This window comes from Fructilactobacillus sp. X2R1C1 (assembly GCF_059901435.1).
In genome coordinates this window covers 129,360-143,247 of record NZ_JBWXUV010000001.1, presented here as the reverse complement: position 1 = coordinate 143,247, position 13,888 = coordinate 129,360, and the positions used below count along the sequence as shown (strand labels likewise).

General features: G+C 41.8%; 12 protein-coding genes and 1 pseudogene. 1 reads left to right on the top strand and 12 read right to left on the bottom strand.

Translation table 11 applies throughout. The features are described 5' to 3' along the window. Window positions 1–438 precede the first annotated feature (438 nt). Window positions 439–912, bottom strand: coding sequence for a hypothetical protein (locus tag AC6UDG_RS00680; protein WP_500706101.1), 474 nt, complete (start codon window positions 910–912; stop codon window positions 439–441). A 309-nt stretch (window positions 913–1,221) separates the two neighbouring features. Next, window positions 1,222–3,129, bottom strand: a pseudogene (locus AC6UDG_RS00675) (thiamine pyrophosphate-dependent enzyme). 223 nt (window positions 3,130–3,352) lie between these two features. Between AC6UDG_RS00675 and AC6UDG_RS00670 the strand changes: the two are divergent. Next, window positions 3,353–3,550, top strand: a complete 198-nt coding sequence (locus tag AC6UDG_RS00670; protein WP_500694170.1) for a hypothetical protein — start codon at window positions 3,353–3,355, stop codon at window positions 3,548–3,550. A 133-nt stretch (window positions 3,551–3,683) separates the two neighbouring features. Here AC6UDG_RS00670 and AC6UDG_RS00665 read toward each other — a convergent pair whose 3' ends face one another. The 10 genes from AC6UDG_RS00665 to AC6UDG_RS00620 all read right to left on the bottom strand — a co-directional run bounded on the left by AC6UDG_RS00665 (window position 3,684) and on the right by AC6UDG_RS00620 (window position 13,873). Continuing rightward, window positions 3,684–4,556, bottom strand: coding sequence for a hypothetical protein (locus tag AC6UDG_RS00665; protein ID WP_500706100.1), 873 nt, complete (start codon window positions 4,554–4,556; stop codon window positions 3,684–3,686). A 95-nt stretch (window positions 4,557–4,651) separates the two neighbouring features. Next, the gene (locus AC6UDG_RS00660; protein WP_500706099.1) at window positions 4,652–5,488 is read right to left on the bottom strand and encodes a MetQ/NlpA family ABC transporter substrate-binding protein; all 837 of its coding nucleotides are present in this window, start codon (window positions 5,486–5,488) and stop codon (window positions 4,652–4,654) included. Window positions 5,489–5,895: 407 nt separating this feature from the next. Further along, entirely contained in the window at window positions 5,896–6,666 is a 771-nt protein-coding gene (locus tag AC6UDG_RS00655) for a YibE/F family protein (RefSeq protein WP_500706098.1), read from the bottom strand. Beyond that, on the bottom strand, window positions 6,663–7,778 hold the full coding sequence (locus AC6UDG_RS00650) for a YibE/F family protein (protein WP_500706097.1): 1,116 nt from the start codon (window positions 7,776–7,778) through the stop codon (window positions 6,663–6,665). Before AC6UDG_RS00650 ends, AC6UDG_RS00655 begins: the two co-directional genes overlap by 4 nt. Before the next feature lie 133 nt (window positions 7,779–7,911). Then, the gene (locus tag AC6UDG_RS00645) at window positions 7,912–9,168 is read right to left on the bottom strand and encodes a NupC/NupG family nucleoside CNT transporter (RefSeq protein WP_500695972.1); all 1,257 of its coding nucleotides are present in this window, start codon (window positions 9,166–9,168) and stop codon (window positions 7,912–7,914) included. 195 nt (window positions 9,169–9,363) lie between these two features. Then, complete coding sequence (locus AC6UDG_RS00640) at window positions 9,364–9,633, bottom strand: hypothetical protein (RefSeq protein WP_500706096.1); 270 nt, start codon at window positions 9,631–9,633, stop codon at window positions 9,364–9,366. An 11-nt stretch (window positions 9,634–9,644) separates the two neighbouring features. Then, on the bottom strand, window positions 9,645–10,385 hold the full coding sequence (locus AC6UDG_RS00635; protein ID WP_500706095.1) for an SDR family oxidoreductase: 741 nt from the start codon (window positions 10,383–10,385) through the stop codon (window positions 9,645–9,647). 15 nt (window positions 10,386–10,400) lie between these two features. Continuing rightward, window positions 10,401–11,066: an SDR family oxidoreductase gene (locus AC6UDG_RS00630; RefSeq protein WP_500706094.1), complete on the bottom strand. Its 666-nt coding sequence runs from the start codon at window positions 11,064–11,066 to the stop codon at window positions 10,401–10,403. A 464-nt stretch (window positions 11,067–11,530) separates the two neighbouring features. Further along, entirely contained in the window at window positions 11,531–12,454 is a 924-nt protein-coding gene (arcC, locus tag AC6UDG_RS00625; protein ID WP_500706093.1) for a carbamate kinase, read from the bottom strand. Then, window positions 12,455–13,873: a basic amino acid/polyamine antiporter gene (locus AC6UDG_RS00620; RefSeq protein WP_500699689.1), complete on the bottom strand. Its 1,419-nt coding sequence runs from the start codon at window positions 13,871–13,873 to the stop codon at window positions 12,455–12,457. Window positions 13,874–13,888: the final 15 nt, after the last annotated feature.

Below are 13,888 nucleotides of genomic sequence, written 5' to 3'. Positions count from 1 at the left end.
TACTTCATATTGATATTACTCAAGTGAATTATTGGATTCTAATGAGGCGTTACAACAATCCATTGATGAAGTTTTAGCTACGTCAATCAGTCAAACGCTTAACTATGAATTAGTTTATGTTATGTTACATAACCTTAGTAATCAATTTTCGAGGTGGGTTCGTCCTTTAATTCATTATGATCAAGACTTTCATTATCACACTTATGACTATAGTAGATGGATTAAGTGTCACCACTACCAACAAAGTACGTAACATAAAAATTTTCACGATAATTCTCTCATTAAAAGTTATTCCCATTTCTTAAACCGATAATGTTTGAAACGAATTTCGGATAATAAAAAGACTCACATCAATTAAATACCGATATGAATCCTTGAAATTGTATAAATTTATATAAAGTGTCTAACTTTTATATAGCACTTCAGACTCCTCAACAACTATTTCATTTCCGCTTTCTTATCCTTTTTCTCCATTCTCATCTTTTCCTTATGCTTCATCTGGAGATGTGACGTGATTTCTCGATGATGCAACATATCTAACTGGTTATTTGATGAGCAGTAGAACGCAATGAAGAAGATTAGGGTTGCAAGCAGTGCATACACGGCTCTTCTAAAATACTTAATGAAAACCGTCTGATCCCAGCTGTATCCCTTACCTAAAGCAGCCATAAAGTAGCGAACCAAGTAGTAGACAAATAGGACGAAGGCAATCACAAAACCAGCAACTGACAAAATGTTTCTGGTGGCGATGGCAAAAGTTACAACAGCAACTAGCATACATACAACAAAGAAGCAGTACGTCCAGCTCTTGATATAACTCTTATCAACGGCCCGATCGCGATTCGTCCAATACAAATAACACGCAATGATTAAGGCAATCACTGCGATAATCAATAAAATTGGTTTAAACATCTAATTCCTCCTTTAAATTTTATCTCCTAGGACACAATTTAAACTGTGAATCAGCATTCCAATCACCATCATATACATTGAGACCATACTGAAACCCATGGCTAACACCACGAAAGTCACGATCCAAAAAACAACTAAAAACCAATTAACAAATCCTTTAAAACTCATTATATTTCATCTCCGATATCCTCTTGTGATTACTTTCATCATACCATTAAATCGCCGTGAGCTGAGGAATTTGCTCAAGTTTTTACATCCTCTATTTGCCCACAAAAAAGAGCTCTCAATGAGAGCTCTTTTTCTTACTTATTAAAGTTGAACATCGTATTTGTCGAAGAAGTCTTTAAGTGGTAACAAGCCTTCGCCACCATATTCTGCGAAGAATTCTGGTAATGTGTAAGTCTTGTTGTCATTCTTGTCCTTCTTGTAGTTTGGACTGATGGTTTCAACGATTTGACCATTTTCAATCTTAACGATCAAATCTTCAACTGGAAGACCACGGTCTTGGTTAATCTTAGCGTCAATCAAGAATGGGTGACCAGCTTTGGTAACCTTAACGGCTTTGTCAAAGGCAGCAGGAAGTTCAGAAACATTGTGAACAGTTGTAGCATCAATTCCCATTCCCTTAGCAATCAATTCAAAGCTTTGACCTTGAAGTTGAAGGCCGAAGAATTGCATTGGTAAGTCTTCTTGTTCACCTTCGATGAAGCCTAAGTCTTCGTTTGAAGTAACCACGTTAATAACTGGAAGTTGATACTTCGTCAAAGTTACGAGGTCTTGGATAACCATTGAAAGGGCACCGTCACCAGCAATGTTGAAGACTTGACGATCTGGGTAAGCTTTCTTAGCAGCAATGGCACCAGGAAGTCCGGAACCCATTGTTGCAAACAATGCGGAGATGACCCACTTGTTAGTTGGTTGAATGTCCAAGTATCTGAAACTGTTGATGATGTTGTCACCAACGTCGATTGAGAAGACGGCATCTTTGTCGGCTACTCGATTAATTTGTTTGTAGATTGGGGCAACTGGCATGGTTGAGTTAGCGTTAGTCATGGTGTCCTTCAAGTGTTTACCAAAGTCCTTGAATTCTTCCATGAAACTACCATTACTCTCATCGGTTTCGTCACTGCCAATGTTTAACATCTTGTGAATGTACTCCATCCAGTTAGCTTGGTCAGCAACGGCGGCCTTGTAGAATGGACTTGGAGCAACCTTTTCACTTTGAGCCAATGCCTTGTCAACAAATGAGCCCGCGTCAGACCAGATTGGGAGGTCAACTTCGTGGTGACGACCAAGTTAGATTTGAGAGTCATCAACTTGGATGTAAGCGAATTTGTGACTTGCATAAACTGATTTAGCGAATGGGAAGTCACCACCAATGGCGATAACTAAGTCAGCGGTACTCAAGATTTCGTCAGCGGCCTTTGATGCAGCACGGTTGGCGGTTCCTAGGTTAGCTTCGTAGTTAGCGTCAACGTAACCTAAAGCTAAGCCGTCCATAATAACTGGAATCTGGAGTTTCTTTGAAAGTTCGATTAACTTGTCGCCATTGCCCTTGATTCCACGACCAACGTGGAGAACAGGACGTTTAGCATTCTTAATCATCTTAAGGGCTTGACTTACTTCGTCATCGGTTGCGACTGGTTCTGGAGCTGGCTTGTCATAAGTCTTTGATGCAGAACTGTACGGAACATCTGGAATTTCGTCAAAACCGAAGTCATTTGGAATAACAACTACGGCAACACCCTTCTTTGCGTATGCTTCGTGAATCGCACGATCAACAACGTGTGGCAAGCTTTCAGGAGTCATTACGATACGGTCATAAACCGAAACGTCAGAGAACATTGGGGTCTCTGGAAATTCTTGGAAGTAATTGTAGTTCATGTTGTCATGACCAACTTGACCAACGATGGCAAGTACTGGAGCGTGGTCTTCTTTGGCATCATACAAACCGTTTAGTAAGTTGACCGCACCAGGACCAGCGGACCCAAAGGCAACTCCGATTTTACCAGTTAGTTTAGCGTGAGCAGCGGCCGTTAGTGCACCAACCTGTTCGTGTCGAATTTGTACGTAATTAATGTTATCTTTTTCTTGATCGAGCGCAGCAAGCGTTGAGTTAATAGAACCACCAGGGTATCCATAAACGTCCTTAACGCCATATGATTCAATAACTTTAAGCATTGCTACTGCTGCAGGAATTTTCTTTACATCTGTCATAATTTCTTCCTCCCAAAAGTACTTAATTCTTTTGTTGACCCTAATATACTCCCATATGAAAACGGTTGCAATAAAAACGCTTGCTTAATTTATTAAGTCTTTTTAATGTAAATCATGAAATTAACAAAAGGCAATAAATTCCCAATTTAACGGCAATTTGAGCGTGTTATTAGTTATCTTTTGGCGCGTCATATGTAATAATACTAGTGAGGAGGTGAAAAACATGAACTTTTCTGGATTAGTTGAAACTGGCGACGGTCGTTTGATTAACGTGAACAACGTAAACTCAATCCATCCCCGCGAATCAGAAGGTAATATCATTTCATACCAAGTTACTTTCAACAACAATACTACTGAAGAAATCGACATCGATGCTTTTGAAGCCCTTAAGAACATCGCTTTGAACAAAGATAACAAGTAGGATTGGCAATACTTAGTAAAAAACAGGTCAACTGTGAGGTTGACCTGTTTTTGTGTGACTATATTAAGTATAGTAGATGACTTTTCCCTCTTCACAAGTAAAGTATCAGTCTCTTTTATTAAAAAGAAATATATTAATTATCATTTAATCGTTCCAAATTTCCTTTTAAATATACCTCTATTTTCTTCCTTAGTTTACTGTAAACAGATTTTATACTACATTTAACTACTACATCTACAATTGATTTATTTAGGAAGTGTAATCCAGCTTTTTTTGGGAAATTCGAATTAAAATTATCAGTTACTTCAACTTTATTATCTTTAATACAATAACTTTCATATATTCCAGCACTATGAACGGCTTTAGACAATGGATGCATAATCAATAAATACTCTTCTTCACTTCCAACAAACTTTGCCAAATCATATAAATTATTTACATGATAATCTCTCCCATGACTGTATCCGTTTTTTATTTGATAAAATTCTTTAAATTTTCTTGGTTGTATATTAACATTAGAAAGATTTTCCAAAAAAGTATATACTTCTTCTCTATTTTCTTCTAGCATATTATTAATTTTATCTTCATCAAGCTCATCTTCTTCAGTCCATTTTCTTGCCTGTCTTCTTTGTATATCATTAGTAGAACCTCTATCGAATTCCTCCTCTCCATATACTGCATTTTTCAAATGTCTTAAATTATTTTTAGTTCCTGTCAGCTTATATGATTTCTTGAGATTATTATAATCTTTATCATCCATATCTTCTCTTGTAAATAATTTTATATAGAAACTAACCTCCATCATCGACCTCAAAATAATTGAAGGGATTTGAGTATTATCATCTATATCTAAAATTGCCGAGTATGAGTCAGACAAATAAGACAAAAAGTAAACTAATATATTATATTTATCTAATTTTCCCTTTTTAACTAATCTATCAGGAATATCTTCCTTAACAATTTTTCTTAGATCATCATTTACACCTTTCAAAAATAGTTCATCCATTATCACAATCTCCCCCATTGAAAATACATTCATAATAACATTAGCTAATAAAAATGCATTATACAACTCGGATACATTTAAATTATATAATCCTTTTATTTCTCAGGAATTTCCCACTCGTGGTCCTGATTATGTTTCTTCATGTAATTCATGAACTGCTTGGAGTTGTAAGCCTTCTTGACGTCCTGTGCCCACTTGGCGTGCTCATTCTTCTTGTTTACAACTGCTAGCAGCATGTACTGACTCTGAGGATTTTCACGCAGAAGCATTGAACTTGCCGGAATCTTAGCCCCGTAAGTGTCAGAACCAGGGATGATGGCGTAGTCCACGCTGTTTCTGGAACGTGGTTCGTTGGCCGAATCCATTTCATCAAACTTCAGGTCGTACTTGTTGTCAATGATGTCATTTTTAGTGGCCCTGATGGGGTCAACACCCTTCTTCAGCTTAATCCATTCCGCTTTTTCCATTACTAGAAAAGCCCGTGACATGTTGGATGGATCGTTTGGAATGGCAACCGTGTCACCCTTCTTAACGTCCTTTAAGCTATGCTTTTTAGCGGGATAAATCCCAGTTGGAATGGTTGGCACCTTGGTTAAGGAAACCAAATCACCATGATTTTCCTTGTTAAAGTTGTTCATGTAGGCGCCGTGTTGTTCAACGTTTAAGTCAACCTGGCCCTGATTTAAGGCCATATCAGCATTCAGCAAGACGGAGAATGATTTGTTTTTCACCTTGTAACCGTCTTTTTCAAGAATGGGTTTGATGCCCTTCATAAACAGATCGCTGTAAGGACCAGGTGAACTTGCCAACGTGATGGTTTTCTTATTTGACTGTGGTGCATGAGCCTTTTGATACGGCCGATACACAAACGTATATCCAAATAAAATCACGATAATTGCGACTAATGCGGTAATCCAATATCTTTTCTTCATCCTATTTCTCCCTTTCAACTATGCCATCCTGTTTCTGCCAAAACCTCGTTAAACGAAACAATTAAAAAAATCAGTTAGACTATCCATCAAGTTAGCCTAACTGATCCTTTTTCTCCACGTAAATAGAGTAGATTAGTATATTCGATTGAGTTGGAATTCACCAATCTCAGTTAGACTAACAAAATGTTGTATCTAACTGAGCACAAAAATTACTACACTTAGATACAGGCGTTTGATCAACACCCGCATCTAAAACTACGAATGCTAACCTACATGTAACAAGTACAGCAACAGCAAGTATTTTGATAGTTCGTAGTAATCGTTGTCATTGGTTTCATCCCTTTCTTATTTTGCATCAATTTAACCACAGAAATCGCGAGTTGTAAAGGATAAAGTTCACAAATCACTTAATCCTGTTTTGCTTTCTTCAACTTGCGATGCTTCAGATACAGCATCACCGCGATGGTTACGGGAATGGTCAATACCACTCCAATTGCGGAAATCAACGTCATGATTAACTCCGACGCAAAGATTTTGTCGTTCATGACCATGCCGATACTGTAGTGCAGGCGCGCAAACCAGATGAACAAACCAACTAGCTCCCCGTAGAAACTAAAGAACAGGGTGTTAAAGGCCGTTCCAACGATTTCTTTTCCAATTGAAACTCCGATATAACTGAAATCCTTATCAGAAATCTTGATGTTGTGGTCCTGAATCTCGACTAAACCAGTAGCCATGGCAACGGCAGCTTCGGCCACCGCTCCCAGGCAACTCAAAATCGTCATCGCACACGAAACGTTTAGGAATTTCACGCCAATTAAGAGCGACATCCCCTCCAAATCCTCGGTATTTTCGGGTCCAAAGCCTTGCACCTGCGCCCAGTGTTCCACCGGAATGATGAGGGCAATTACGATTGCCACCACGATTAACGAGGTCACAAACGCCACGTCGGCGTTCCGACCCTGTTCATTACCAAAGTAAATTGTAATGACCAGGATAATGACGGCGTTAATCAGTGTGACCCAGAGGTACGGAATGCCAAACGCAATCAAAACGACGGACATGAAGACCAAACCAAAGTTACATAGTAACCCAATGAAGGCCACGAAACCTTTGGATCCCCCTGCCAGTAGCATTGCGAAAAAGAGAATGATTAATAAGACGGTCATGGTACTCATTTAATCACCTTCATTTCACAAAGTGCACTCGCAATCAGGCTGGTAATCGGCACCGTCAGCGTGATTCCAATCGCACTAATCAGACTTTGAATGATTCCAAGTGACATAATCATTGAGAACGAGTAGCCCCAGCTATTGCCGTTTCTTAAAAACAGCACCATCATGGGAAAAGTCCCGGCCACGAAGATGAGGAACAAGACGTTAATTAGCGGTCCCATGATTGACCGCCCGATGTTTTGCCCGTTTTTTAAGAGTTTCAAGAATGAGAGACTATGGTCTTCTTCATAAACCGCAAACAGGCTGGACGTGATATCGGCCGAAAGGTCCATGATGGCCCCCAGCGACCCAATCATACAACCGACGAAGTAGATTGGTAGTCGTTGCTGGGTCACGTAGTCCATCATCTCAAAGTTCATGCCTCGTTCATGCGTGACCGACAACACAATAAACGCGATTAAAATCGCGACCGCAGTCCCTAGAATCGTCGACGAAATCGTCACGACCGTTTCTTTTGACACGCCAAAAATCAGGATAGCGGTGACAATCGTGAAAATGACGGACAAGATGGCAAACAAGATGAACGGATTGAAGCTCGTCCCCACGTCAATTGAAACCGCCAAAAAGAACAGGACGGCGTTGATAATGATACTCAAAAGCGCCATGGACCCACTAAACTTTAGGATCACCAGCAACAGCATCACCGTTAGCCAGATTAAGAAGACGACCGCGGTGTCCCGCTTAAAGCCGTTGATCAGAATCGACGAAGGCTTTAAGTTCTTGTTGGCAACGTGGATAAAGATCTGTTGGCCGGCATGATACTTCATGTCGGTCGCTCCGGCACCCGAAAATTGGTTGTTGGCGGTAATCGTCTTGCCCTTGTATTCCCCGTTTAAAACCTTCAGCGTCAGTTTCTGATTCTCTTGGTAATCATGATTCTTAAATTCATCAGTTTGTGAAGTGCGACCGTAGTTGTGCACGTTTACAACTCGAGCCACCGTCTGTTTGTACATCGGTGCGTCGAAATGGGTGAAGGTCACGGCGACGATCCCCGAGATTAGCACCAAAACGATGGCGAGCCAACGAATCTTTAGCTTTGGATGGATTCGTTTCAAATTCTCATCCCCTAATTATTTACGTTCAGTGTATCATACTAAAATTAAGTTTCGCTAAACTTACGTATTTATAACTAGACAACAAAAAACACCTCTGAATTCAATCAGAAGTGTTATAAATTCTATTTTATGATTACCAAACGAATAATCCAACGATTCCAGCCGAGAGTAATGATACCAAGATTCCGGATAGGATTAAGTATCCAACGTTTCTCGAAATGACGTCGTTCTTTTCACGGCTGACTAAGCCCTTCAAGCATCCAATAACCATGCCAACGGTACTGAAGTTGGCAAAGGAGGTTAAAAAGACACAGAGTTGGGCTTGATAGTGAGCCGGGAAAATGTGGAGGTTGTTGATGTGTGGTGCAATGGCACCCATGACCACGAATTCGTTAGTAACTAACTTGGTTCCCATGTATTGAGCAAACTGGAAGGCGTGGTTAACGTCCATCCCCATCAGCCATGCAAATGGGAACATTACGATTCCAAGTAAGTGTTGAAGTGACAACCAAGGATTAATGAGTCCCAGTAACTTACTGATTAAATTAGCAAGGGCCACGAAGGCAATGACGTTGGCAGCAATAATTAATACCAACTTACCGGCACCTAAGATTGAGTCACCCAAAAATGAGAAGAACGGCTCTTTTTTAGGCTTCTCAGGTTTGTCAGCAACCGTTTCCTCAGCAACCTGTTCTGAAGGTTCCGTCATCGTCGCAATTGTGTCTTCTTCGGGCGTAACGTGAACGGGGTTCAGTAGTGAAGTCACGATGATGGCGTTCAAGATGTTAAGTGGAATTGCGGTTAAGACATATTGACCCGGAATCATCTGGGTGTACGAACCAACGATCGCAGCCGTGATACACGACATCGACATCATGGCGACTGTCAAGAGTCGTTCACTAGATAATTTCTTGAGTTGCAGACTAGAAACGGCTAGGGCTTCCGTGTTTCCAAGGAACATCATTTCAACGGCGTAAAATGATTCGAACTTTGGTTGTCCCGTAACCTTTGATAACGCAATTCCGATCCATTTAATGATAAATGGCAAAATCCCAAAGTATGTAAGGATATCAAACAACGGAACAATCATTAAGATTGGAAGCAGTGCTGAAGTCACAAAGTTCATCTGTTTGACGTGCACCCAGTTGGGAAGTGCAAAGGCAATCCCAGTGTAGGCAACCTGGACAATCCAGTTGAATCCTTCAGCGGCACCCTTGACAGCGTCTCGACCCCAACTAAAGCGAGTAAGGAGAAACGCGATGACGAGGTTTAAGACTAAAACGACAATGACCGATCGCCAGTTGACGTGCTTGTGATCCTTAGAAAACAAAAAGGCAATTCCAAGGAACACGGCGACCCCAATGATGTTAATGATTAGATAGTAATTCATCGAACTTTCTCCTCCATTTTATATGCAATGTTCGGATATTGTCAGATAACAAAATTCGAACAACCTGTTTTTTATAATAATAGTATTAAACATTAACAATTTCAACCTTCATCGCGGAAATGGTTCACGGATTGATTAATTTTCCCGTAAAAAAAGACTAATTATCGGTTAAAACCAACAACTAGTCTAATTAATTTATTTCTTTTCTCGTCGTTTATCAATGCGTTCGTCGTACCACGTAAAAATCAGGAGCAACCCAATCATAATCAGATTGACAATCGACTGCAGGACTTGATCTGGAACTAGTCCATACATTAAAACGGTAATCAAAAACAGCACCAGGTACTTAGCCGAACGCAAATACTCCTGGGTGTAGACGTAGCGCGCAAACTGCATGATTGACAGGATGGCGATGATTAAAAACGAACCATCCCGTAGAACGTGCTTTGTCACATCTAGTTTCATATGCGTTAACCCTAAACCTGATCGGTTGGTCGAATCACGATTTCGTTGACCGAGGCATCCTTGGGCATGTCAATGGCGTACAGGATGGATTGCGCAATCCGTTTGGGACTAAGCGGCGTCAAATCGTATGACTCAAACTGCTTCTTGATGTCTGGATCGGTGATATGATTAGGCAATTCCGTGGCAACCGCACCGGGTGAAATCATAGTCACCCGAATACCAGACTTGGCCTTGGCTTCTTCTTCTCGGAGTGAATCACTAATCATCTTCACGGCTGCCTTTGTGGCACTGTACACCCCACTGTTAATTCCAGAAGTGTGAGCCGCCACCGAAGCAGTGTTGATGTACTGGCCACCACCTTGACCACGCATCGTATCAAGGGAAGCGGTAATGCCGTACAAAACACCCCTGATATTGACGTCAATCATGAGATTCCAACCCTTGACGTCACCCTTAATCAGTGGTGATTGGGGCATCACACCCGCATTGTTCATCCAAACGTCGATGCGACCAAACTGGTCAACCGCAGCGGACGCCAGGTTTCTAACCTCATCGAGTTTGGTGACATCGGTCTTCTGAATGGCAGCCACGCCACCATCAGCTTCGATATCTTCCTGAATCGCACGTAAGCGGTCCTCTCTTCTAGCACCCAGCACGACCTTGGCGCCGTTCTTTGCCAACAACTTGGCGGTCGCTTCACCAATTCCACTAGAAGCTCCCGTAATTACAACTACTTTATCTTTAACAGCCATCTTAATTCTCCCTAACTATTTTAAATTGTTAAGTGCGGTTTCGATACTCATGTCGCCACTGTGCATGATGATTACCTTGTCAAAGGCATGCTGGTTATCTAAAACGTCAAACAAGACCTGTGAAACGTCGTTGATTGAGTTCGAACCAGGTTGGTCATCATTAAAGGTTACTTCGCCGGTTCCAGGGGTCTCAAGCAAGGAGCCCGGTTGTAAAATGGTGTAGTTCAGGTCAGTATCGTGAATTAACCAGTGGTCGGCCATGAACTTAGCGGCCTGATAGTCCTGTAACTTGGCGTAGTGTTTCTTTCCTTCCCACTGGTCTGGTTGAAGTGCAAAGGCTGAACTGAGCATGATGTAACGTTTAACACCCGCTTTTTCGGCGGCCTGCATGGTCTTGATGGCTCCGTAACTGTCAACTAGGACCACGTTGTGTCCACCGGATCCAGCGGTGAAGTAGATGGCATCAAAGCCCTTCATTGCGTCGGCCATTTCGTTAACACTCATGTCGACGATGCTAAACTTCATGGTGTTAATTTTGGGACGTTCCTCAACGGTGTCCACAAACTTGACTTCTTCAGGATGACGAGCCGCAATGGTAACCGAATCGTCAGTGTTTTTTTGAAATTGTTTTACTAGGTCAGAACCGACTCTTCCGGTTCCACCAATAATCATAATCTTCATAATTGAAACCTCCTATATACGTCTAAAGCATAACAAATTCAACTAAACGTTAATAGCGATATGCATGTGAAGTTTATGTTAAAGCCAGCGTTAATCGTGCCACTATTCAATCACATAAAATAAATAAAGATAGACATTTTTATCATGTATGATATACTATGTTTGTACCGCGTAGGCGGTAGTTTTCAAACAAGATGCACTACTCCTTTCTATTTGATGGTTATGACCCACAAGTACCATGAAGTTCCCTTGCAACTATTTTTGATAGTTGCAAGGGAACTTTTTGTTTTAAAGACTAATCATGACATTGGATTACCTCTAACTAGATAAGAATAATCTTTGACATTTCGTTCTTAAATGCTAATATCAAATTGGAAAAATGGTTATAGTCCTGTGGACCACTTAATAACAACTAAAAATCACCCAAAGACTAGTTCATAGTCATCGGGTGATTTCTTCGGTCTTTATTTTTTAATGACCGTTGCTCGACCATTTTCCTCAAAATCGGCAACGTTGTCTAATGACGTAATCACGGCTTCCTTGCCGGTGTTTTTCACAAACTGCATCGCCGCTTGAATCTTGGGTTCCATTGAACCCTTACCAAATTGACCTTGTTTTAGATACATGTCCAGTTCGTCAAGCGACACGTGTCCCAGTTCTCTTTGATTAGGCCGTCCGAAATTAATGGCCGCCTGGTCAATGCCGGTCAGGATAATTAACTGGTCGGCGTTCACCATTTGTCCGATTAACGAAGCCGTAAAATCTTTGTCAATCACGGCTTCCACGCCTTCGACGTCCCCATTGTCAGTCATGACGACCGGAACGCCTCCTCCCCCGCCAGCAATGACAGTGAACCCACTGTCAACCAGGGTGCTAATTTGCTTCGCCTCTAAAATGCTGATGGGATGAGGCGATGGAACAACCCGCCTAAATCCGCGTCCGGAGTCTTCGGCGAATTTCCAGTCCGGATGTTCCCTTATAACGGAATTAACGTCCGCGTAAAACGGACCGATGGGCTTGGTTGGATCTTTAAACGCTGGATCATTGGGATTGACTAATACCCGCGTGACAATGGTTGAACTAGTCATATCATTGTCTGAGAGGGCATCCCCAATCCACAGTCCTAACTCACCTTGAGTCATCGCTCCAACCACGTCAAGTGGCATTGGCGGATTTTCCTTCGTGCTACCGTTTAGTTCTTGGAGCAACAAGTTTCCAACTTGCGGGCCATTGCCGTGAGTAATCACTAACTGAAGGTTTTCAGTTGAATTACGCACGAACTTCACGATTTTTTTCGTGGTTTTTTTTAAAGCTTCTCTTTGCCCTTTCGCAGTTGGATCATCGGTTAAAATCGCATTGCCACCTAGAGCTATCACGATTCTCTTCATTTACGACACTCCTATCTTTCCCATAAATAGAGCAATGACCGCCCCAATGGCAGCAATCGTTATCAATGCCATCATGATCCATTCAAAGGGTGTGATTTTACGTCCTTGATTCTTGATCGCTTTGATGTAGAAACCAAAGCCTAGAACGTATGCAATTGAGCATAACCACAAGAATTGTAGTCCCGCCACTGCGATTCCGACAACTTCAAACAATAGAGCTAGGATGCCCGGCATCATTTTCTTGACCGAATGAGCCTGAAGCCCAGCCTTAATTTGATCGGCACCAACCAGCGCGTAACAAATCACAATCGCTGCCGTACACAGCGAGATTGCCAGGTTGTACGCCTGATCGGTAAATAGTAACGAAATCAAAACAATTTGTACCAAAATCTGAGTTAACCACAATGAGTGTGAAGGTGAATTGTGCTTGTTTAAGTAACCGAACCACCGGGGTAGTAGCTTCTGATCAGCTAGTTGTGACGTCGCTTCAACCGGAAGCATGGTCCATGACAGGAGGGCACCGACCATGGTGATTATAAGTGAGATACTGACAAAAGCCGCACCTATTGGTCCAATCATATCTTTAACAACGTAGGTCAGGGCCGGGTTGCTCAACTTAGCTAGTTTGGCTTGGGGTAAGTAACCATATGGTAGCATCGCAATCACGATGTTGATGATCAAGAGTGAGATGGTGCCAATAATGGTCGCCTTGGCCGCATCAGAACGTTTCTTAGCGCGCCCTGCCATCATCGTGGCACCTTCAATCCCGATGAAGATCCACATGGTGGTGATGATACATCCCTTGACTTGATCAAATACCCCCATTGCCGTCGCCGGACTATACGTGAAGTTAGTACTAAAATTAGCCCAGAAGTGGGCGGTGAAAACGTTAGCTTTGAATAAGACAATTCCTAAGATTGCGAAAGCAACCAAGGGAATTATTTTTATTACGGTGATAATGGTATTGATGAAAGCCGCGTTCTCAATCCCCATCGTTACTAACCACGTGAGTAGCCACGTGAATACCGACGCAATGATTACCGCTTGAATTGAGTTGCCTGATCGAAAAACCGGAAAGAAATAACCGATCGCTGACATCATCATGGTGGCAAACGCAATGTTACCAAGCCATGCCGATAGCCAGTATCCCCAGCCCGATAGAAATCCAGCAAAATCACCAAATCCATCTCTGGCAAAATCGGAAATTCCAGTCAGTTCTGGTTTATCCTCACTTAGAGACTTCAAACTCATTGCTAGTGCAAAAATTCCGACTCCAGTAATAATCCACGCAACGAGCGCGGGTCCCGGAGTGGCCGCTGCCGCAATCTGTTCACTGGCATTATAAATTCCAGCGCCAATCGCGGAACTAATGACCAGCATGATTAATCCAAATAATGAAACTCCCTTTTTATTTCCCATATAATTTACGCAATC

Bases quoted from the DNA above. Each gene is read 5' to 3' on its own strand.
- AC6UDG_RS00680 (WP_500706101.1), bottom strand. From the start codon at position 912: ATGTTTAAACCAATTTTATTGATTATCGCAGTGATTGCCTTAATCATT.
- AC6UDG_RS00670 (WP_500694170.1), top strand. From the start codon at position 3,353: ATGAACTTTTCTGGATTAGTTGAAACTGGCGACGGTCGTTTGATTAAC.
- AC6UDG_RS00665 (WP_500706100.1), bottom strand. From the start codon at position 4,556: ATGGATGAACTATTTTTGAAAGGTGTAAATGATGATCTAAGAAAAATT.
- AC6UDG_RS00660 (WP_500706099.1), bottom strand. From the start codon at position 5,488: ATGAAGAAAAGATATTGGATTACCGCATTAGTCGCAATTATCGTGATT.
- AC6UDG_RS00655 (WP_500706098.1), bottom strand. From the start codon at position 6,666: ATGAGTACCATGACCGTCTTATTAATCATTCTCTTTTTCGCAATGCTA.
- AC6UDG_RS00645 (WP_500695972.1), bottom strand. From the start codon at position 9,168: ATGAATTACTATCTAATCATTAACATCATTGGGGTCGCCGTGTTCCTT.
- AC6UDG_RS00640 (WP_500706096.1), bottom strand. From the start codon at position 9,633: ATGAAACTAGATGTGACAAAGCACGTTCTACGGGATGGTTCGTTTTTA.
- AC6UDG_RS00635 (WP_500706095.1), bottom strand. From the start codon at position 10,385: ATGGCTGTTAAAGATAAAGTAGTTGTAATTACGGGAGCTTCTAGTGGA.
- AC6UDG_RS00630 (WP_500706094.1), bottom strand. From the start codon at position 11,066: ATGAAGATTATGATTATTGGTGGAACCGGAAGAGTCGGTTCTGACCTA.
- arcC (WP_500706093.1), bottom strand. From the start codon at position 12,454: ATGAAGAGAATCGTGATAGCTCTAGGTGGCAATGCGATTTTAACCGAT.
- AC6UDG_RS00620 (WP_500699689.1), bottom strand. From the start codon at position 13,873: ATGGGAAATAAAAAGGGAGTTTCATTATTTGGATTAATCATGCTGGTC.